We start from the raw sequence: 18119 nt of genomic DNA on the forward strand, positions 1-18119 counted from the left end.
CGGTTGCCCTCCGTGGACGTCCACTGGGCGAATGAATCCGGCCCTTTGGGCGTTTGACTCCCCTAGGACCACACTTTAGTGTCCGACCCTCGCGCGACATACCGCGTATGCGCCGCGTCATGCGTCGTCATACGGCGCCCCCCTCTGCACACAGAGCCGACATGCCTACCGATTTCCTGTTCACGTCCGAATCCGTCACCGAGGGCCACCCGGACAAGATCGCCGACCAGATCTCCGACGGTGTGCTCGACGCCATCATCGCCAAGGACCCGCAGGCGCGCGTCGCGGTGGAGACGCTCGTCAAGACGGGGCTCGCCATCGTCGCGGGCGAGGTGACGACGAACACCTACGTGGACATCCCGCGCATCGTGCGCAGCACCATCTGCCGCATCGGCTACACCGACAGCTCGATGGGCTACGACGGCAACACCTGTGGCGTCATGGTGGCCATCGAGGGCCAGAGCCAGGACATCGCCCGGGGCGTGGACAACAAGAAGGAGCAGGGCGCCGGTGACCAGGGCATGATGTTCGGCTTCGCGTGCGACGAGACGCCGGAGCTGATGCCCGCGCCGCTGCACTACGCCCACGCGCTGACCCGCAAGCTGGCGGACGTGCGCCGCAAGCAGCACGACTGGATCCGCCCGGACGGCAAGAGCCAGGTGACGGTGGAGTACCGCGAAGGCCGCCCGGTGCGCATCGACGCGGTGGTGGTGTCCACGCAGCACTCCGAGGACGTCTCCAACAAGAAGATCCAGGAGGCCATCCGCGAGGACGTCATCGCGAAGGCGCTGCCCAAGAAGCTCATCGACAACAAGACCAAGTTCTACATCAACCCCACGGGCCGCTTCGTGGTGGGTGGCCCCATGGGCGACTCGGGCGTGACCGGCCGGAAGATCATCGTCGACACCTACGGCGGCATGGGCCGTCACGGTGGCGGCGCGTTCAGCGGCAAGGACCCGTCGAAGGTGGACCGCTCCGCGGCGTACATGGGGCGCTACATCGCCAAGAACGTCGTGGCCGCGGGCCTGGCCCGTCGCTGCGAGGTGCAGGTGTCCTACGCCATCGGCGTGGCGGAGCCGGTCAGCGTGATGGTGGAGACGTTCGGCACGGCGACGGTGCCCGAGGCGCGCATCGCCCAGGCCATCCGCGCCACGTTCGGCCTCAAGCCGCGCGAAATCACGGAGCACCTGGACCTGCTGCGGCCCATCTACCAGAAGACCGCCGCGTACGGTCACTTCGGCCGCACGGAGAAGGACTTCACCTGGGAGCGCACGGACCGCAAGGACGCGCTCAAGGATGCCGCCAGCGCCCCCACCAGTGGCAGCCGCCTGAAGGCCGTCTGAGTTTCCGCGTCGGTGGGCGCGCGCCCTTCGCGGTGCGCGCTCCTCCGCCGCCCACGCGCCTGTCCCTTCACGAGGGGCGGGCGCGTTTTCGTTTCCCGGCTCGCGTCCGAGGACCCTCGCGCACATGGCCAAGGCCGTCCGTCCGAAGAAGGCTCGACCCTCCCTCGTCGTCTCCAACGACATCCGCGACGTCGCGCTGGCCGACGCCGGGCGTGAGCGCCTGGAGGCCGCCGCGCGCGACCTGCCCGTGCTGCGCGCGGTCCAGGAGCGCTTCGCGAAGCAGGCCCCGCTCGACGGCGTGCGCGTGGCGGCCTGTCTGCCGTTGACCGTGGAGACGGCGCACCTCGCGGTGACGCTGAAGGCGGGAGGCGCCCTCGTCAGCCTGTGCGCCTCTCGCCCGGCGGACACGCGCGACGACGTCGCCGCCGCGCTGGTGGTGGACCACGACATCCCCACCTATGGGCTCCAGGGCGAGGACACGGCCACGTACCTCCGCCACGTTCAGGCGCTGCTGGACACCCGGCCGCAGCTCGTCCTGGAGGAGGGCGCGGACGTGACCGGCGTGCTGCACACGCGGCGCAGGGAGCTGCTGCCCCTGGTGCTGGGGAGCACGGAGGAGACCCCCACCGGAGCGCACCGGCTGAGGGCCCTGGCGCGGGCCGGCGTGCTCGGCCATCCGGTCGTCGCGGTAGGGGAGGCGCGCACGTGGCGCCTGTTCGACGCGGGGCTCGGGCGGGCGCGGGCCGCCATGGACGGGGTGCTGCGCGCCACCCGGAGGTCGCTCGCGGGCCGCGTGTTCGTCGTCGTGGGCCTGGGAGACACCGGACGGAGCGTGGCCCGACAGGCGCGCGCGCTGGGCGCGGAGGTGGTGGTGACGGAGTTCGAGCCCGTCGCCGCGCTGGAGGCCGCGATGGAGGGCTTCCGCGTCCTGCCCCTGGGCGAGGCCACGAAGCGCGGGGACGTCCTCATCGTCACGGCGGACGTGCCCCAGGTCCTCCGCGCCGAGCACTTCGAGAAGATGAAGGACGGCGCCGTCGTGGTGAACGCCAGCGCCCATCGCGCGGCGCTGGACGTGGAGGCGCTGGCGCGGCTGTCCCGACAGCGCGTCGACGTGGACACGGGCGTGGCGGAGCACACGCTGGAGGGCGGGAGGCGGCTCATCGTGCTCGCCGAGGCACGCCCGCTCCAGCAGGAGGGTGCTGGCGCGCGCGGCGTTCGCGACGTGGTCTGTGCCCACCATGCGCTGGTGGCCGAGTGGCTGGCGGCGCACTCGGGGACGCTGACGAAAGACGTCCACGCCGTCCCGCCCGCGCTCGAGGACACGCTGGCCCGGCTCGCGCTGCGGAGCCTGGGCCTGAAGTGCGACACGCTCACCGAGGCGCAGGCGCTCCACCTCGCCGCGTGGCGCGAGGGCACCTGAGCGCGGCGCCGGGGCCCGGACTCAGAGCAGGCCGTGGCCCTTCAGCGCGTCGATGGCGGCGACGAGCGCGGGGGGCTGGGCCGGACTCTCTCCGGGCGGGGACTGCACCGCGCTGACGAAGATGTGGCGCCCCTTCGGCGACGACACGTGCCCCACCAGCCAGGTGACGTCCCCCGTCTTGTGGGTGTACCAGCCCGTCTTCGCGCTCAACACCGCGCCGTCCTTCCACGGCCCGCCCTGGTTGATGCCGGCGCGGACGCTGGCCACGGTGTCGGGGCCGTGCACCAGCATCGCCTTGACCGCGGCGGAGACCTCGGGGCGCACCGGCAGCTCGTCGCGATAGAAGCGCGCGAGGAAGTCGAGCTGCTCCTCCGGAGAGATGCGCAGCGGCCCGCCGAGCCAGAAGAGGGTGATGTCCCCCGACGCGTCCTCCGTCCCGTAGTGGAAGCGCTTCAGCCACGCCTCCATGCGCGCGCGGCCAATCTTCTTCGCCGTGCCCTGGAAGACCCAGAGCGCGGAGCGGCGCATCGCGGTGTCCAGCGTCTGGTCCTGGTTCCAGGCCTCCACCCCGCGCTTCGTCCCATCCCACGTGTGGACATCGTCGACGTGGGCCACCACGCCCGTCTCCAGCGCGATGAGCGCATGAGGCACCTTGAACGTGGACGCGGGCGGCAGTCGCGTCGCGCACAGGGCCTCGTCGGAGCGTGTCACCTCGCGCGTCTCCAGGTTCATCAGCAGGAAGCAGCGCTTCGGCGCGGGCGGTGCCTTCGCGGGCTTCACGGGAGCCGCGCCGAGCGCGCTCCCCCAGGCGAGGAGGACGGTGGTGAGCAGGCCGGCGCGCAGGCGCTGGAGACGCGGGGACTTCGACATGTCGGGCTCCTGTGGGCGTGGGCTCGGAACAGGGGCCGCCCACGTGCGCGTATGTGGGAGCAAGGCGTGGGCCACATGGCCTGTCCCCGAGCTTCCCTGGGACGAGGTGGGCGGTGCCGGTCTCCGACGTGTCTTGAGGGCCACGCCCCGCGTGGCTTCGGGGCCGCGCGAGTGGTGTCGGGGGTTCCGCTTCTGAACAGGCGGACTCACGGGGCGCGAGGGGCCCTTGGGGGACGGCGCGGGGGTGGACACGCTCGGGAGACGATGCCTCCCTCCAGTGAACATCGACTCGTGCGAGTCGAGGACTACGCCCCGTTCATCGGCGAGGAGGCGGTGGAGCGCATCCTCGACAAGGCCCGCCCGCTCCAGGACCTGCGGGTGGCCCACGTCAACTCGACGTACTACGGCGGTGGCGTGGCGGAGCTGTTGTCGCCGCTCACGCTGTTGATGAACAGCGTGGGGTTGCTCACGGAGTGGCGCGCCATCCAGGGGCCTTCGGACTTCTTCAGCATCACGAAGAAGATGCACAACGCGTTGCAGGGCGGGTGCCTCCGCTTCACGCGGATGAAGCGGCGCATCTATGAAGAGGTCGTCTACCAGAACGCGGTGCGCAACCTGCTGGACCACGACCGGGTCATCGTCCACGACCCGCAGCCGTTGCCGCTCGTGCGGCACAGCCGCAAGCGGGGACCTTGGATCTGGCGCTGCCACGTGGACCTGTCCCAGCCGCTGCCGGAGCTCTGGGACTACCTGCGGCCCTATGTCGAGGACTACGACGCGGCCGTCTTCAGCGTGCCGGAGTACGCGCAGTCGCTGAAGACGCCCCAGCGCTTCTTCATGCCCGCCATCGACCCGTTCTGCATCAAGAACCGCGACCTGACCGAGGCGGAGATCGACGAGCGGCTGGCCCGCTACTGCATCCCCACGGACCTGCCGTTGGTGGTGCAGGTCTCCCGCTTCGACCGGTGGAAGGACCCGGAGGGCGTGGTGCGGGCCTTCCTGCTGGCGCGCCGCGAGGTGCCTTGCACGCTGGTGCTCCTGGGCAACATCGCCAACGACGATCCGGAGGGCCAGGAGGTCTACGAGGCGCTGTTGAAGCACCAGGAGGAGCGCGTCATCCTGCTCATCCGCGAGGACACCGCGCTCGTCAACGCGCTCCAGCGCCGCGCCGCCGTGGTGGTCCAGAAGTCACTGCGCGAGGGCTTCGGGCTCACGGTGGCGGAGGCGATGTGGAAGGGCACCCCCGTCATCGGCGGCAACGTGGGCGGCATCCGCCACCAGATACAGAACGGGCACAACGGCTTCCTGGTCGACTCCGTGGAGCAGTGCGCCGAGCGCATCGTCCAGCTCCTGAAGGACCCGCGGCTCCGGGAGCGGCTGGGACAGCGCGGCCGCGAATCGGTGAAGCGCCACTTCCTGCTCACCCGCTACCTGGAGCAGTACCTGGACCTCTTCGCCGGCTTCGAGGCGCGCTATCTCCTGAAGCACTGAGTCGCCGCGGGCCTCAGCGGGCCTCGGGCCGGGGCGCGCTGGTGAGGCCGAAGCGCTCGGCGACGAGCTGGTAGGAGCGCATGCGGTCCTCCAGGTCGTGCACCATGGTGCTGAGCATCAGCTCGTCGGCCTGGGCCTCCCGGGCCAGCCGCAAGAGCCCCTCGTGCACCGTGGCCGCGTCGCCGATGACCTGCGTGGAGAGGAAGTCGTTGGCCACCGCGCGCTCGTCGGGAGTCCAGGGGTACTGACGCGCCTCCTCCACGGAGGGCAGGGGGCCCGTCTTGCCGGTGCGGATGCGCACCCAGGTGAGCCCCAGCGAGCTGGCGATGTCGCGCGCGCGGGACTCCGTGTCCGCCGCGACGGTGCCCACGGCGAGCAGCACGCGCGGGGCGTGGGCGTGGCCCGCCTTGGCGAAGCGCTCGCGGTAGATGCGCACGGCGGGCAGGGTGTTCTGCGGGCTGAAGTGGTGCGCGAAGGCAAAGGGCAGGCCCAGCACGGCCGCGAGCTGCGCGCTGAAGAGGCTGGAGCCGAGCAGCCAGATCTGCGGCGCGTTCTCCGGGCACGGGACGAGCTTCACGCTGCTGAAGGCGCCCTCCCCGGCGGCCTTGCCCGCGAACAGCGACATCAGCTCCTGGACGTCGGAGGGGAACTCCTCGGCGGAGCGCGGGTCGCGGCGCAGCGCGTACGTCGTCGCGGGCTCGCCCCCGGGCGCGCGGCCCAGCCCCAGGTCGATGCGGCCAGGGTGCAGGCACTCGAGGATGCCGAACCGCTCCGCGACGGCGAGCGGCGAGTGGTTGGGCAGCAGCACGCCGCCGGACCCGACGCGGATGCGCGACGTCACCTGCGCGGCGTGGGCGATGACGAGGTCGGGCGCGGAGCTGGCGATGCCGGGCATGCCGTGGTGCTCGGCGTACCAGAGGCGGTGGTAGCCGAGCGCCTCCACGTGCTGGGCCAGGCGCAGGCTGTCGCGCAGCGCCTGGGCGCCATTGGAGCCGGAGCCGATGGGGGCGAGGTCGAGGACGGAGAGGGGGATGCTCATGGGGTCTCCTGGCCGGAGCGGATGAGGGGAAGCAGGACGTGGTCCACGACGTCCTCGATGCTCCCGTCGGTGATGGGCTGCCCCGACATGAGGCAGCGGTGGAAGAGCAGCGCGGGCCCCACGTCGAGCACGGGGGGACACTTTCCGGACAGCAAGGCGCGCAGTCGGTGGGCGGGAAGCTCGCCGCGCTTCTCGGCACGCTCGAGCGCGCGGCGCAGGGCTTGTCGCTGGCGCTGGAGCCACTCCTTGCGGAAGGCCGTCGCCAGCTCCGGGTGGCCACACGCGGTGGAGACCATGCCGCCGAGCACGCGCTGGAGCATCTGCGTCCGCGCCCCACCGGGATGCCCCAGGGCGGCGAGCAGGTCCTCGCGCAGACCGACGCCCGCCCCATCCGGTGGTTCGAGCGAGGTCAGTGAGGCGAGCGCGTCGACGGTCAGCGCCTCCTTGGAGTCCCAGCGGCGATAGAGCGTCGCCTTTCCCGCGCGTGCCCGCTCGGCCACGGCCTCCATGGTGAGCTGCTCGTAGCCGACCTCGCCCAGCACCTCGAGCGCCGCGGTGAGGATCTCCGCGTCCCGGGTGCTGTCGCGAGGACGCCCCGGACGGGCCGGACCCTCGCTCGCGACCTTCGACGCCATCGACTCGCTCCTCGCCAGACTGTCCGCTCGCCGGACCAATAATGGAACGCGACGCGTTCCGGAATTCACTCAGTAATGGTGGGGAGGGTGGGGCGCCAGCGATTCCAGCGGCGGGCGAGGAGGCGGCCGGAGGCTGGCGCGCGGCGACGACCGGGATGCGCGGTTGCGTTCGTAGGTGGAGAGGCGGGGGCCGGCTCGCGGTGAGGGAGTGGTCATGGCGAAGCGATGGAAGGCATGGGGGATGCTGGCCGTGGTCCTGGCGCCCGTGGTCGGTGTGGCGCAGACGTCGGGGCCCTTCATCCCGACGGGACCCGGAGGCGGCAAGGACCCGACGGAGATCGGCGACAAGCCGCCGCCGGACCCCACGGATGAGGGGGGCATCTGCCCCGGGCTGCCCGGCTCCGACTGATGCGGCGGCGAGGCGTGGCTCGACACTCGAGCATGGACGCCGTGGCCGCCGAGCGGGGCCACGGCGCTTCGCTGTCGGAACGCGATGCTAGGGTGCCTTCTTCGCCTGGAGCCGTTTCGCAGGGAGAAGTCATCGCCATGTGGCCCGTTCCTGTTCCTCCGCCGGAGTTGAGGGCGCTGCTGCGCTCCCGCTCTCCCTCCCTCGCGCGCGACGTCGAGCGATTCCTCGCGGATGCCCCGCGTGGTTGTGCGTACGTGCGTTCGGAGCGCGTGGCCTCGTCCCCGTTGCAGCCCTCGCTGCTCCACCGGCTGCGCGGGATGCGCGCGGCGCGTCCGGTGCTCGGCGTGCTCGACAGCAAGTTCGGCGGGGTGCCGTATGTCGAGGAGGCGGACCTGTCCTGGAAGGACCACCGCTTCCTCGGGCAGGTCCAGTTCGAGCAACTCCGCGATTCGCCGCCGGGGATGCCCGCCCAGGGACTCTTCGCGCTCGACCTGGTGGAGACGCGGTTCGGCGCGCCCGCGTTTCGCGTGCGCTGGTATCCGGAGCCGTCCGAGGTGCGGGCCCGTTCCGTCGTGACTCCGCGTTCCGTGGGGCGGTGGGAGGCGCGGATGGTGTTCGCTCCGGGGCTGTCGCTCCCAGGGGGGCCGGCCTGGATGGCGCCTCTTCCCACCGATGACGAGGAGCTCCTCGACGCCTGGATGGAGTGGACCCCGCATGGCTTCCTCGAGGACGAGTGGGGCGCGGAGCCCTGTCATCGCCTGCTGGGGCACGTCAGCGGAGGGCTCGAGGACCTCGGGCCGGTGCCCGGGCGCAGGGAGCCGCTCGGTGCCTACGAGATGCTGTGGCGCATCGACCTCGACCGCTCGGCGGATTTCGACTGGGGCACGAACTGGGTCTACGTGCTGGTCCACCGCGACGACCTCGCGGCGAACCGGCTGGAGCGCGCGGTGGTGGTGACCGCCAACGCGTGAGGCGGGCCGGGGCTCAGGCGCGCTTGCCGGTGGAGGGCTCCTCGAACGTCGCGCCCATCGCCCGAGCGCGCTGCTCCACCGCGTCGCGAAAGGGTGTGACCCACTGGTGGGCGACGATGAGCTGGTCGGGGCGCAGCTTCGCGAGCTCATCGAGGCCGCGCAGCACGTCCCGTTGGGTGAGCGCCTCGAAGGCGTCGTTCATCGTCGTGGTGAAGACCTGGACGGTGAGCCGCCCCGAGGCATCCCGCGTGAAACGGAAGCCGCTGCTCCAGTCCTTCTCGGAGTGACGCACCAGCCGGAGGGTGACGTCGGGCACCTTCAGCTTCGCGAGCAGGTGGAGGAACGCGGTCACCTCCGTCGCCGCGTCAGGCCCGTGGAGCCCCTGCACGCGGACCTGCAATTGCTCCAGCCTCGCGATGAGGGGGGAGGTGAGCATCGCCTCCAGCTGCCGCGTGAACACGGGCACGTCGAGGACTCGCAGCCGGGGGAATGCCTTCTCGTCCTGGATGACCTCGGCCCATCCATCCTCGGGGGACCGGCAGACGATGGACTCGAGGTGAGGCAGGTGCCGGGCCAGCTTCACGGGGCCCAGGTCGCTGTGGGCCAGCGAGCGCAGCGCCTTCATGACCGGATGCAAGGTGACGTCACGGTCGCCGCGACCCTCGAGGTGCTCGACGGTGGCCCAGAGCGGATGCCCCACGCTCTTCGCGATGGCGGTCGCGATGGACGTCGCGTTGCCCTGCTTCAGCACGGCCCGCGACAGGAACCCTCGTGAGAAGGTGCTCTCCGGCTTGAGCGCCGCGTCGAGCGGGCCGAGCAGCTCCGCGCGCGAGTCCTGGAGGAGCTGCTTCTCCCGCTTGCGCTCGGTGGGCGTGAGGGTGCGCTCACGGGCCGCGAGCTGGAGCGACAGCAGCTCACCCCGAGGGTGGCCCGCTTCGAGCAAGACGTCCGCCAGCACCGCGCGCAGCTCGTCGTCCTCGGGCTTCTCGAGCACCTGGGCCAGCAGCGCGTCCGCGTCGACGGCGCGCGCGGGGGTGCGCCCTGACGTGTCCTCCTGGAGGACCTGGTCCAGCGCCGCGAGCGCCCGTTGGTCCTCGTCGGACAGGGGCGCGTCGGTCGCGGCGAGCAGCTCGTCCCGGATGCGGTCGACGTGCCCCGCGAAGAAGGCTTCGTGGCCGATGTCCGGGTCGTAGCCGTCGCGCGCCTTCAGCATCGCCCGCGCCGCCTCTGCATCCCGGATGCGCCGCGCCAGGGGTGCCAGCCGCGTCCAGAACGGACGGGCGCCCGAGCTGGTGAACGGGGGCTCCACGAAGAGCTGGGCCACCCAGCGGTCGATGCGGGGGTCCTCCGGCCACGAAGCCAGCGCCTCGACGCGGGAGCGCCCCTGCACCGAACCCTTGTCGAGCAGCGCCGGGAGCAGCGCCGAGAGCGCCACCGGGTCCGGCTTCGTCCCCACCGTCTTCCAGTCGACGGGCGTGTGCTGCCTGCCGGCCGCGAGCCGTCCCACGGCGACCACGCGGTCGGCCAGCTCACGGTGGGGCGCGGTCCTCCAGGCGTCGAGCAGGCCGGTCAGGACCACGCTCCACGCGCCCCGGCTCGCGGGCTCCACGAGGGACGACAGCGCGTGCTTCGTCGGGGACATCGTGCTCCTGGGGGAGGAGGCTCACTTCGGGAAGGTCTCGAGGGTCAGCGACTCGGGGGGGACGGCCAGGTCGCGGGGCGAGCGGGCGTCGCCGGAGTGGTAGCGCCAACCGGTGCCGTCGTGGCGGAAGAAGGAGCGTTCCACGAAGGAGCGCTCCTTTCCCTTCTCGAACACCTTCGCGAAGAAGAGGACCTGGGCGACACCCTGGGCGTCCGGGGGCCTGCGGTCCATCACCACCAGCTTCGGGTACTGGTGGGCGCGGGCGAAGTCGCGCAGCTCGCGGATGACCTCCTCCTGGGGGCGGGCGCGGTCGGGGTGGTCCGGGTGGAGTGTCTTCCACAGGTAGGCCGCTTCCCGTTGGGCGAACGCGGCGTAGCGGCTGCGCATGAGACGCTCGGCGTCGGGGGGCTCGGCCTCGCCTCGGTGGAAGGGGGCGCAGCACTCGCGGTAGCGCAGGCCGGAGCAGCAGGGGCAGGGTGGGGCAGGGGGCATGTCGCGAAGAGGAGCCTACCCGGAGCGGGGACCGCGTGCTCGTCAGCACACACATCCGGGAACGCTCTTGCTGGCGGAGGTCTCCGGGCATACATCCGGGGACCGCGCCTATGAGCCTCCTCGAAGCCATCGTCCTGGGCCTGGTCCAGGGCCTCACCGAGTTCCTCCCCATCAGCTCCACCGCCCACCTGCGCATCGCCCCCGAGCTGTTCGGCTGGAAGGACCCGGGGGCGGCGTACTCGGCGGTCATCCAACTGGGCACCGTCGCCGCGGTCCTCATCTATTTCCGCAAGGACATCGTCTCGTTGACGGCGGCGTTCTTCCGGCAGCTCCTGAAGAAGGACCCGTTCGGCACCGTCGAGTCGCGGCTCGCCTGGTTCGTCCTGGTGGGGACGCTGCCCATCGGCCTGCTGGGGCTGGCCTTCAAGAAGGTCATCGAGACGCAGTTCCGCTCGCTCTACGTCATCTCCGGCAGCCTCATCGTCCTGGCGCTCATCCTGCTCGTGGTGGAGAAGCGCGCGTCGCACCAGCGGACGCTCGCGGACATGCGCTGGAAGGACGGCATCCTCATCGGCCTGTGGCAGGCGCTGGCGCTCATCCCGGGCTCGTCGCGCTCGGGCACCACGCTCACCGGGGGCCTGTCGCTGGGCCTCAAGCGCGAGGACGCGGCGCGCTACTCCTTCCTGCTCTCCATCCCCGCCACCACGCTGGCCGGCATCTTCGAGCTCAAGCACCTGCTGGAGGCCACGGAGCGGCCCTCCGCGGTGTCGCTGTGGGTGGGCACGCTGGTGGCGTTCGCCTCCGGCATGGCGGCCATCGCGTGGCTGCTGAACTACCTGCGCTCGCGCACCACGCTGGTGTTCGTGGTGTACCGCGTGGCGCTGGGGCTGCTGCTCCTGGGGTTGCTCCAGGCGAACGTGCTCCAGCCCATGTCGGGCGTGGAGAACGTGGACACCGCGAAGTCGCCCGGCGAGCCGCCGGTCGAGAAGCAGTTGAACGATTAGCGGGAGGGCATGGGTCGTGAGCGTGGAGGCGCTGTTCCAGGCATTGGAGACCCGGCTCGCGTCGCGTCCCGCGCGCGACGTGGACCTGCCGGGCTTCGTGCTGCGCGAGGCGTCCGTGCTCGTGCCGCTGTTCGAGCGCGACGGCGTGCCCCACATGCTCTTCACCCGCCGCCCCGCCACGCTGCGCACGCACGCCAACCAGTACAGCTACCCCGGCGGCGGGCGTGACGCGGAGGACCTGACGCCGCTGCACACGGCGCTGCGCGAGACGGAGGAGGAGCTGGGCATCGACCGGCGCGGCGTGCGCGTGCTGGGCATGTTGGACGAGGTGCCCACCATCTCCCAGTACCGCATCCGGCCCTTCGTCGGTGTCATCCCCGGAGACGGGAAGTACGCCCCCAGCCCCGAGGAGGTGGCCTTCATCCTCGAGGTGCCGCTGTTGAACCTGCTCGACCCGGCCATCCTGCGCATCGAGAAGAAGGAGGTGCTCGGGGCGGAGCGGGACCTGTACTTCTACACGTACGACTCCCACGTCATCTGGGGCGCCACCGCGCGCATCCTCCGCGACTTCCTCAACCAGGTGGCGCAGGTGCCCGGCGTGGAGTCGATGCTGGGCGCGCCTCGTTAGGCCCCGGGCGCTTCGCGCACCATCACCACCTTGGGGTAGGCGACGAAGAACCCCAGCCGCTCCATGTTGCGCTGGGAGGGCGTGCCCGGGTGCGTGCTGCTCGACGCCAGCGTGCAGCCCCGGTCGAGGGCCCAGGCGAGGCGCGCGGCGATGAGCGCCTGTTGGAGACCGAGTCCCCGGAAGCGCTCGCGCACGCCCGTGCCGGACAACGTCGCGACGCCGTCGTGGACGGCCACGGTGCCACCTCCCGCCGGCTCGCCGTCCGCCCACGCGAGGAAGCAGGTGGTCCCCGCCATCGTCGCGGCGGACAACATGAGGGCCGCCTCGTCGTCCGTGAGCTCCTCGCGCCCGAGGAACCCCTGTCCCACCGTGCGCGCGAACAGCGCGGCCTCGGCCGGGCGGATGGGACGGGCCTCGGCGCCCACGGTGGGGAGCGGGGCTCCGGGCAGGGCGCGCGCGAACACCTGCTGGAACTCGGACACGCGGTAGCCCCGGCGCGCCAGCTCCTGGGCGAGGGAAGGATGGGCGAAGGGCGTCAGCTCGATGGGCATGGGCCCGCCGCCCTGCCCCAGGTGGGCCTCCAGCCGGTCGAGCATCGCCGCGTCGACGGGTTCGTCGAGGCCCAGGGCGAGCGCCTGCGTGAGCGGAGAGCCAGGGCCGTTGAAGAGGGCCCGTCCTCCGGCGACGTCGAGGATGCCGTGGGCGGGCGTGGCGCTGCGGTTCTGCTCGGCTTGGGCCCGCTCGATGCGGCGGGCGAGGGCCACGTCCACGACGGGGCGCGAAGGTTGGGACATGCGCCGCACCTTCGACCACCGCGCGAGGCGGCGTCTATCCGCTTCCGACCGTCCTTGTCGTGAAGGCGCCTTCTGGTGGCTCCACCGCGGCCTTGCGCAAGCGCGCGGGCGTCAGCGCGAAACGGGCGCGGAACAGCGCGGTGAAGTGGCTCTGGCTCGCGAAGCCCGTGCGCCGCGCGATGTCCGCGAGCGGGTGGGGTGTGGTGAGGAGCAGCTCCCGGGCCCGCTCGAGCCTCCGCGCCAGGACGAACTGGTGCGGCGTGGTGCCCGTCGCCCGCTTGAAGCTCCGCGTGAAGTGCGAAGGGCTCAGGTCCACCACCGCGGCGAGCGACTCCAGGCCGAGCGCCTCCTCCAGGTGGGCCTCCACGAAGTCCATGACGCGGCGGAGCTGCCACGTCGCGAGCGCCGCGGAGGGGCTCCGGGCGCGGAGGCGCTGTCCATCGAGCCTCAACAACCGCGAGGCCAGCACCGTGGCCAGGGCCTCGACCTCCAGGCGGGACGGGGGCCCGTCCTCGTCCAGGGCTTCGCCGTGGGCCCGCAGCAACTCGCGAATCAGCGGGTCGCGCATCCTCGACGGGCCCAGCTTCCTCAGGGCCTCTTCCGTCCCGGGCGCACCGTGCAGTACCGCCAGCCGTCGCGGTTCGAGGAAGAAGGACGTCGCCTGGACGCCGCCGCTCCAGGCGAAGGCGTGAGGGAGGTCGGCGCCGACGATGCAGACCTCGTCTCGCGTCAGGCGGAGGTCCAGGGGGCGCCCGCTGGTCCTCCAGCGGCCTCGGATGCCGCCACCGCTCAGGGGCATGAGCAACTGCAAGGCGGGGTGGTGGTGCTCACCCGTGTCCAACTGCCCCTGTCGGTAGAGCGCCATGCCCACGCCCTGCCACGCCGCCGTCGTCATGGACCTCTGGGTCGCTCGTGTCATGTGCGTCGTCCCGACGAGGGCTCGGCTCCTGTCCTGAGTGGGGCCGCATCCGCGCACGCGGCGAGGTGACGAGACCTGGCGCCGCCGCGATGCCTCCCCGGGCCACGCGGCTCCGGGTCAGAACTGGAGGTAGACGTACGGGCGCGTCTCCACCGCGGACAGGTGGCGGATGCCCAGGCCGAGCAGCACGAGGGCCACGGCGCGCACGGGGACGGGCATCCGGACGAACAGCTCCGCCGTGGTGGTGTAGAGCTTCATGGGCGTGGCGTGGAAGAACACCGCCGCCGCGAGCATTCCCCACACCAGCGGGCTGACGTTGGCGATGCCCGGCACGCCCGCCATCATCCGCGCGTAGAACTCGCCCGCGTGGGTCAGGTCCGGCGCGCGGAAGACGACGCGCGTGAGCACGACGATGGTGAACGTCGCCAGCATGCCCACCGCCACGCGGGGGATGCCCGGCTTCTCCGCCTTGCCCACCGTCCACTCCCAGCAGCGCAGCACGCCGAGCGCCACGCCGTGTACGCCACCCCACACCGCGAAGCGCCAGTCCGCCCCGTGCCACAGGCCGCCCAGCACCATCACCGTCATGAGGTTGAACAGCACGCGCGGCTTCGACACGCGGTTGCCGCCCAGCGGCCGGTACAGGTAGTCCCGCAGCCAGGTGGACAGGCTCATGTGCCACCGGTTCCAGAACTCGCCCAGGTTCTTCGCCAGATACGGCCGGTTGAAGTTCTCCGGGAACTTGAAGCCGAACAGCGCCGCCACGCCCAGCGCGATGTCCGAGTAGCCCGAGAAGTCGTAGTACAGCTCGAAGGTGTAGGCGATGGCCGCGACGATGCACTCGGCCGACGCGTACTTCTCCGGCGCGGTGAACACCGGGTCCACGATTCCGCTGCCCAGCACGTCCGCGATGACCAGCTTCTTCACCAGGCCCACGGCGATGCGGAACATCGCGCGCCCGCCGTCGTCCGGGGTGAGCGTGGGCACGTCGCCGAAGCGCGCCATCAGGTCCGACGCGCGGACGATGGGCCCGCTCACCACGCGCGGGAAGAACAGCATGTAGAGCAGGTGCTCGAGGATGTTGTGCCCGGCGCTCGCCTTGCCCCGGTACACGTCCACCGTGTAGCTGATGGCCTGGAAGACGTAGAACGACAGGCCCACCGGCATCAGCAGGTTGAACGGCTCGGTGCGCACCTCGAGGCCCCACGGGGCCAGGAGCGCCAGCGCCGTCTGCCGCAGCATCTCCAGGTACTTGAAGCCCGCGAGCAGGCCCAGGTTGGAGACGACGGACAGCGTGACGAGCAGCTTGCGCACGCCGGGCGACTCCCAGCGCGCCATGCCCTTCACCAGCAGGTGGTCCACCGTCACGCCCACCAGGAAGATGATGAGCGGGAAGGGCGTGAAGGCCGCGTAGAAGTAGACGCTCGCGACGAGCAGCGTCAGCAGCCGCGGCCAGTAGTGGCGGTGCACGGCCCAGTACAGCGCGAAGACCGCGATGACGAAGACGAGGTACTGGAGGCTGTGGGACAGCACGTCAGTTGCCCTCCATCCGCGCGGTGGGCTCGCCCTTCTTGCGAGCCTCGTAGGCCGTGAGCAGGTCGCGCGCGAACGCGCCCGCCAGCCGCGCGTAGCCCTCCGGCGTCAGGTGAACGCCGTCGGGGTTGCCGAGCACCGGCTGGGCGTGCTGCCAGCGCAGCATGGCCCGCTCGCCGCCCATGGCCGCGCGCGCAGACCAGTACGCGCAGCCCGCGTCCTTGGCCACCCGGGGCAGCGTGTCGAGGACCGAGGCCAGCGCGGGCGCCTCCGTCCACCGGCCACTCGCGTCCTTCTCCAGCCGGTCGGTGGGGCCCAGCAGCAGGCACTCGGCGTTGGTGGCCTTGCGCAGGCGGGTGATGAGCGCGGCGTAGTCGTGCCGCAGCGTCGCCGCGTCCAGGTCCGCCTTGCCCGCCTCGTTGGTGCCGTACCAGAACACCAGCAGGTCCGGCCGTCGCGAGGCGAGCTGCGCGTCCACCGTCGCCGCGTCCATGTCCCGCAACGTGAAGGCCGTGGCACCCGGCAGGCCCAGCGCGTCCAGCACCACGCCCGGCGTGTCGTACTCCAGCGCCGCGCCGAGCACGGTGGCGCCGCCGCCCTGGGGCGCGACGACCTCCACGCTGTGCGCGGGGCCCGTGACGGGGAAGGAGCGGATGCGCACGGTGGGCGTGGTGAGCGGCTCCGGCGGCGGCGCGTCCGGGGGGAGCGCCTCGCCGTCCACGCGAATCTCCGGCGAGGCCACCTCCGGCACGTCCATCGCGTACAGGTCCAGCCGCCCGGCGGGCTCCTTCGCCTCCGCGCAGCCCTTGCAGAACTCGATGCGCAGGCTGGCGCCCGGCGCGCCCACGGCCCGGATGCCCGTCAGCCCCCACAGGCCACCGGGGGGCGCCTCGAGCGCGTCCTCCACCTTCCAGTCGCCCTCCAGCTGCCGGGCCACCTTGGCGCCCTCCAGCCGGGGAGAGGCCTTGCCGGCGGCGATGAAGCCCCGGCCCGCGTCGCCGAAGCGCCTGGCCAGCACCTCGCGCACCGCGTCCGTGAAGGAGTGGGCCGCCGTGTGCGAGGCGCCGAACTGGGAGATGCCCACGCGCAGCGACTCGCCCTCCTCGCGGCGGCGCAGCCGGGCGAAGGTCTTCGTCAGCGCGGTGTCCGCGTCCCGCAGGCCCGGGGTGTCCGCCACCGGCACGAGCGGCGCGCGCGACTTCGCGAAGCTGCGCTGGAGCGCCAGGTCGAAGAGGTGGCCCAGCAGGTCCGAGCCCTTCGCGCGCGGGTGCACCAGGTCCTCCAGCATGAGCCCGGCCTCCAGCCACCGCAGCGCCGCGCCCTCGCCGCCCATGGCGGTGTACGCGTCCCAGAAGGCGCAGCCACCCAGGCGCGCCTCCTCGCGGAAGATGTCGGAGACCTCCTTCGAGCCCCGGCGCGGCACCAGCTCGCCGCCCATGGTGCGCACGCCCGCGTCGATGGGCGACATGACGAGGCACGCCGCGTCCGGCACGTTGGCGCGCACGCGCGACACCAGCTCCTTCATCTGCGCGCGCACGTCGTCCAGCGTGGTGCGCTCGCGCGAGTAGAAGAAGGCCTCGTTGCCGCCCACCATCAGCACGACCATGGAGGGCTTGCGCTGGCGCAGCTGCGCGCGGAAGGCCGCGGGCTGGGCGCGCAGGTACACCTCCGCCATGCCGCCCAACAGGCCCACCGTGTCGTAGATGACGCCCGGCGTGCCCGTCTCCAGCGTCACGCCGTGCAGCTCCACCTTGCCGGAGGTGCTGAGCGTCAGCGTCTTCGCGCCGTCCGGCAGGTTCACCCGCGCGAACGCCGCCTCCGACTTCGTCTTGGAGAAGCCGCGCGTCTGGATCTTCTGCAGCGGCCGGCCATCCACGGACAGTTGCACGGCGCCGCTGGCGGGCTGGGCGAGGAAGAACAGCTCCGCCACCCGCGAGCCCTCCACGTCATAGCGCGTGCTCTGCGAGCCGCCGCCGGAGGTGAAGGCCACGCCCGTCCAACCCACCCGGTCGCGAGGCCACTTGGTGTCCACCAACCGGGCAATCTCCCAGCCGTCCGAGCCGCGCCCCGAGCGCGTCCACCGGCCCGCGCTCGCCGGGCGGGTGATGAAGAGGAAGCCCTTGCCGCCCGAACCGAAGCGCTCCTGCAGCCGGTCGCGCACCACGTCCGTGATGTAGTCCGACGCCACCAGCGAGTCGCCCAGGTGCACCACGCGCACGGGCGTCCGGCGGGTGTCCGCGCGCAGCTCCGAGAGGGCGCGGTGGAAGGGGGCCAGCCCGTCCTCCTCGCAGGCGCCGTCCGCGCGCGCCTTGCGGCAGTTGAGCTCGATGTCCACGTGCTGGGCGCTCATCCGCTCGCGCAGCGCCTCCAGCTCCATGGCCCGCGCCAGCGTGGACGCGCTCAGCTCCTCCAGGCCGATGCCGGGCGTGCTGGGCACCACCGGCAGGTCGGGCGGGAGCTCCGCCACCGCCGTCCCGCTGTCGGGCTCCTCGTCCTCGCCCTGGGGGGGCGCGGTGGTCGTCGTGCCCGTCCCCGCGGTGGCCGCGTCGTCGGGGAGCCGCGTGGCGCGCTTGCCCGTGAAGGACGCGGGCACCACCAGCGCAACCAGTTGCTGCTTCAATGGTGCGCGCTGGAGGCTCGGAAGCGGGCGCCACGCCTCGGGAATCGGGGCGAGCGACAGCCCCAACGCCAACGCGACGGCGAGGGCGAGCGTCAGCCCGGTGGTTCTGGCCTTGAGGAAGTCCAACAGCGCGGCATGAGACTGGCTTTTTGGGGGCGGGTCAAAACTCCCGCCGCTTTCGGCCGCTCCATCGTCCGGGGGGCGGGCGGGCGGGCGACGGGAACCCCTCTTTCCAGGCGGGGCCGAAACGGTAATGTGCGCCGCCATCCACCGGGAGCGCCCTGGTGGGCATACGCCGGCTGCCTCGCC

General features: G+C 71.9%; 16 protein-coding genes. 7 read left to right on the top strand and 9 right to left on the bottom strand.

From position 1 onward, the window contains the following. The first annotated feature begins 161 nt into the window (after positions 1–161). On the top strand, positions 162–1343 hold the full coding sequence (gene metK, locus LZ198_RS25395; RefSeq protein WP_253974631.1) for a methionine adenosyltransferase: 1182 nt from the start codon (positions 162–164) through the stop codon (positions 1341–1343). 124 nt (positions 1344–1467) lie between these two features. Beyond that, the gene (locus LZ198_RS25400) at positions 1468–2763 is read left to right on the top strand and encodes an adenosylhomocysteinase (RefSeq protein WP_253974632.1); all 1296 of its coding nucleotides are present in this window, start codon (positions 1468–1470) and stop codon (positions 2761–2763) included. A gap of 21 nt (positions 2764–2784) precedes the next feature. Here the strand turns inward: LZ198_RS25400 and LZ198_RS25405 are convergent, their stop codons facing one another. Continuing rightward, positions 2785–3633 (bottom strand): penicillin-binding transpeptidase domain-containing protein, encoded by an 849-nt coding sequence (locus LZ198_RS25405; RefSeq protein ID WP_253974633.1) that lies wholly within the window; start codon positions 3631–3633, stop codon positions 2785–2787. Between the two features lie 291 nt (positions 3634–3924). Between LZ198_RS25405 and LZ198_RS25410 the strand changes: the two genes are divergently transcribed. Continuing rightward, on the top strand, positions 3925–5124 hold the full coding sequence (locus LZ198_RS25410; protein WP_253974634.1) for a glycosyltransferase: 1200 nt from the start codon (positions 3925–3927) through the stop codon (positions 5122–5124). A 13-nt stretch (positions 5125–5137) separates the two neighbouring features. Here the strand turns inward: LZ198_RS25410 and LZ198_RS25415 are convergent, their stop codons facing one another. Both LZ198_RS25415 and LZ198_RS25420 read right to left on the bottom strand, forming a co-directional pair. Next, positions 5138–6163 carry an LLM class flavin-dependent oxidoreductase gene (locus LZ198_RS25415; protein WP_253974635.1) on the bottom strand — a complete coding sequence of 342 codons (1026 nt, stop codon included), beginning with the start codon at positions 6161–6163 and terminating at the stop codon, positions 5138–5140. Further along, a complete protein-coding gene (locus LZ198_RS25420; RefSeq protein ID WP_253974636.1) occupies positions 6160–6798 on the bottom strand; it encodes a TetR/AcrR family transcriptional regulator in 639 nt (212 codons plus the stop codon). The genes LZ198_RS25415 and LZ198_RS25420 overlap by 4 nt, the downstream gene beginning before the upstream one ends. Positions 6799–7012: 214 nt before the next feature. On the opposite strand from LZ198_RS25420, the gene LZ198_RS25425 reads away from it, so the two are divergent. Both LZ198_RS25425 and LZ198_RS25430 read left to right on the top strand, forming a co-directional pair. Then, positions 7013–7207: a hypothetical protein gene (locus LZ198_RS25425; protein ID WP_253974637.1), complete on the top strand. Its 195-nt coding sequence runs from the start codon at positions 7013–7015 to the stop codon at positions 7205–7207. A gap of 137 nt (positions 7208–7344) precedes the next feature. Continuing rightward, a complete protein-coding gene (locus LZ198_RS25430; RefSeq protein WP_253974638.1) occupies positions 7345–8178 on the top strand; it encodes a DUF1963 domain-containing protein in 834 nt (277 codons plus the stop codon). A 13-nt stretch (positions 8179–8191) separates the two neighbouring features. Here the strand turns inward: LZ198_RS25430 and LZ198_RS25435 are convergent, their stop codons facing one another. Together LZ198_RS25435 and LZ198_RS25440 are read right to left on the bottom strand one after the other, a co-directional pair. Beyond that, a complete protein-coding gene (locus tag LZ198_RS25435; protein ID WP_253974639.1) occupies positions 8192–9820 on the bottom strand; it encodes a TIGR02996 domain-containing protein in 1629 nt (542 codons plus the stop codon). 21 nt (positions 9821–9841) lie between these two features. After that, positions 9842–10312, bottom strand: a complete 471-nt coding sequence (locus LZ198_RS25440; RefSeq protein WP_253974640.1) for a YchJ family protein — start codon at positions 10310–10312, stop codon at positions 9842–9844. A gap of 110 nt (positions 10313–10422) precedes the next feature. Between LZ198_RS25440 and LZ198_RS25445 the strand changes: the two genes are divergently transcribed. Both LZ198_RS25445 and LZ198_RS25450 read left to right on the top strand, forming a co-directional pair. Continuing rightward, positions 10423–11316: an undecaprenyl-diphosphate phosphatase gene (locus tag LZ198_RS25445; protein WP_253974641.1), complete on the top strand. Its 894-nt coding sequence runs from the start codon at positions 10423–10425 to the stop codon at positions 11314–11316. 16 nt (positions 11317–11332) lie between these two features. Beyond that, the gene (locus tag LZ198_RS25450; protein ID WP_253974642.1) at positions 11333–11944 is read left to right on the top strand and encodes an NUDIX hydrolase; all 612 of its coding nucleotides are present in this window, start codon (positions 11333–11335) and stop codon (positions 11942–11944) included. Here LZ198_RS25450 and LZ198_RS25455 read toward each other — a convergent pair. The 4 genes from LZ198_RS25455 to LZ198_RS25470 form a co-directional block, all read right to left on the bottom strand. Then, positions 11941–12738, bottom strand: coding sequence for a GNAT family N-acetyltransferase (locus tag LZ198_RS25455; RefSeq protein WP_253974643.1), 798 nt, complete (start codon positions 12736–12738; stop codon positions 11941–11943). The genes LZ198_RS25450 and LZ198_RS25455 overlap by 4 nt on opposite strands. Positions 12739–12772: 34 nt before the next feature. Beyond that, complete coding sequence (locus LZ198_RS25460; protein ID WP_253974644.1) at positions 12773–13633, bottom strand: AraC family transcriptional regulator; 861 nt, start codon at positions 13631–13633, stop codon at positions 12773–12775. 141 nt (positions 13634–13774) lie between these two features. Then, positions 13775–15190 (bottom strand): MBOAT family O-acyltransferase, encoded by a 1416-nt coding sequence (locus LZ198_RS25465; protein WP_253974645.1) that lies wholly within the window; start codon positions 15188–15190, stop codon positions 13775–13777. Between the two features lies 1 nt (position 15191). Further along, positions 15192–18077 (bottom strand): GDSL-type esterase/lipase family protein, encoded by a 2886-nt coding sequence (locus LZ198_RS25470; protein WP_253974646.1) that lies wholly within the window; start codon positions 18075–18077, stop codon positions 15192–15194. Positions 18078–18119: the final 42 nt, after the last annotated feature.

Source organism: Myxococcus dinghuensis, from assembly GCF_024198235.1.
In the GTDB taxonomy this organism is placed as follows: domain Bacteria; phylum Myxococcota; class Myxococcia; order Myxococcales; family Myxococcaceae; genus Myxococcus; species Myxococcus dinghuensis.

Coding starts and splice junctions, on each gene's coding strand:
- metK (WP_253974631.1), top strand. CDS start 162: ATGCCTACCGATTTCCTGTTCACGTCCGAATCCGTCACCGAGGGCCAC.
- LZ198_RS25400 (WP_253974632.1), top strand. CDS start 1,468: ATGGCCAAGGCCGTCCGTCCGAAGAAGGCTCGACCCTCCCTCGTCGTC.
- LZ198_RS25405 (WP_253974633.1), bottom strand. CDS start 3,633: ATGTCGAAGTCCCCGCGTCTCCAGCGCCTGCGCGCCGGCCTGCTCACC.
- LZ198_RS25415 (WP_253974635.1), bottom strand. CDS start 6,163: ATGAGCATCCCCCTCTCCGTCCTCGACCTCGCCCCCATCGGCTCCGGC.
- LZ198_RS25420 (WP_253974636.1), bottom strand. CDS start 6,798: ATGGCGTCGAAGGTCGCGAGCGAGGGTCCGGCCCGTCCGGGGCGTCCT.
- LZ198_RS25425 (WP_253974637.1), top strand. CDS start 7,013: ATGGCGAAGCGATGGAAGGCATGGGGGATGCTGGCCGTGGTCCTGGCG.
- LZ198_RS25430 (WP_253974638.1), top strand. CDS start 7,345: ATGTGGCCCGTTCCTGTTCCTCCGCCGGAGTTGAGGGCGCTGCTGCGC.
- LZ198_RS25435 (WP_253974639.1), bottom strand. CDS start 9,820: ATGTCCCCGACGAAGCACGCGCTGTCGTCCCTCGTGGAGCCCGCGAGC.
- LZ198_RS25440 (WP_253974640.1), bottom strand. CDS start 10,312: ATGCCCCCTGCCCCACCCTGCCCCTGCTGCTCCGGCCTGCGCTACCGC.
- LZ198_RS25445 (WP_253974641.1), top strand. CDS start 10,423: ATGAGCCTCCTCGAAGCCATCGTCCTGGGCCTGGTCCAGGGCCTCACC.
- LZ198_RS25455 (WP_253974643.1), bottom strand. CDS start 12,738: ATGTCCCAACCTTCGCGCCCCGTCGTGGACGTGGCCCTCGCCCGCCGC.
- LZ198_RS25460 (WP_253974644.1), bottom strand. CDS start 13,633: ATGACGACGGCGGCGTGGCAGGGCGTGGGCATGGCGCTCTACCGACAG.
- LZ198_RS25470 (WP_253974646.1), bottom strand. CDS start 18,077: ATGGCGGCGCACATTACCGTTTCGGCCCCGCCTGGAAAGAGGGGTTCC.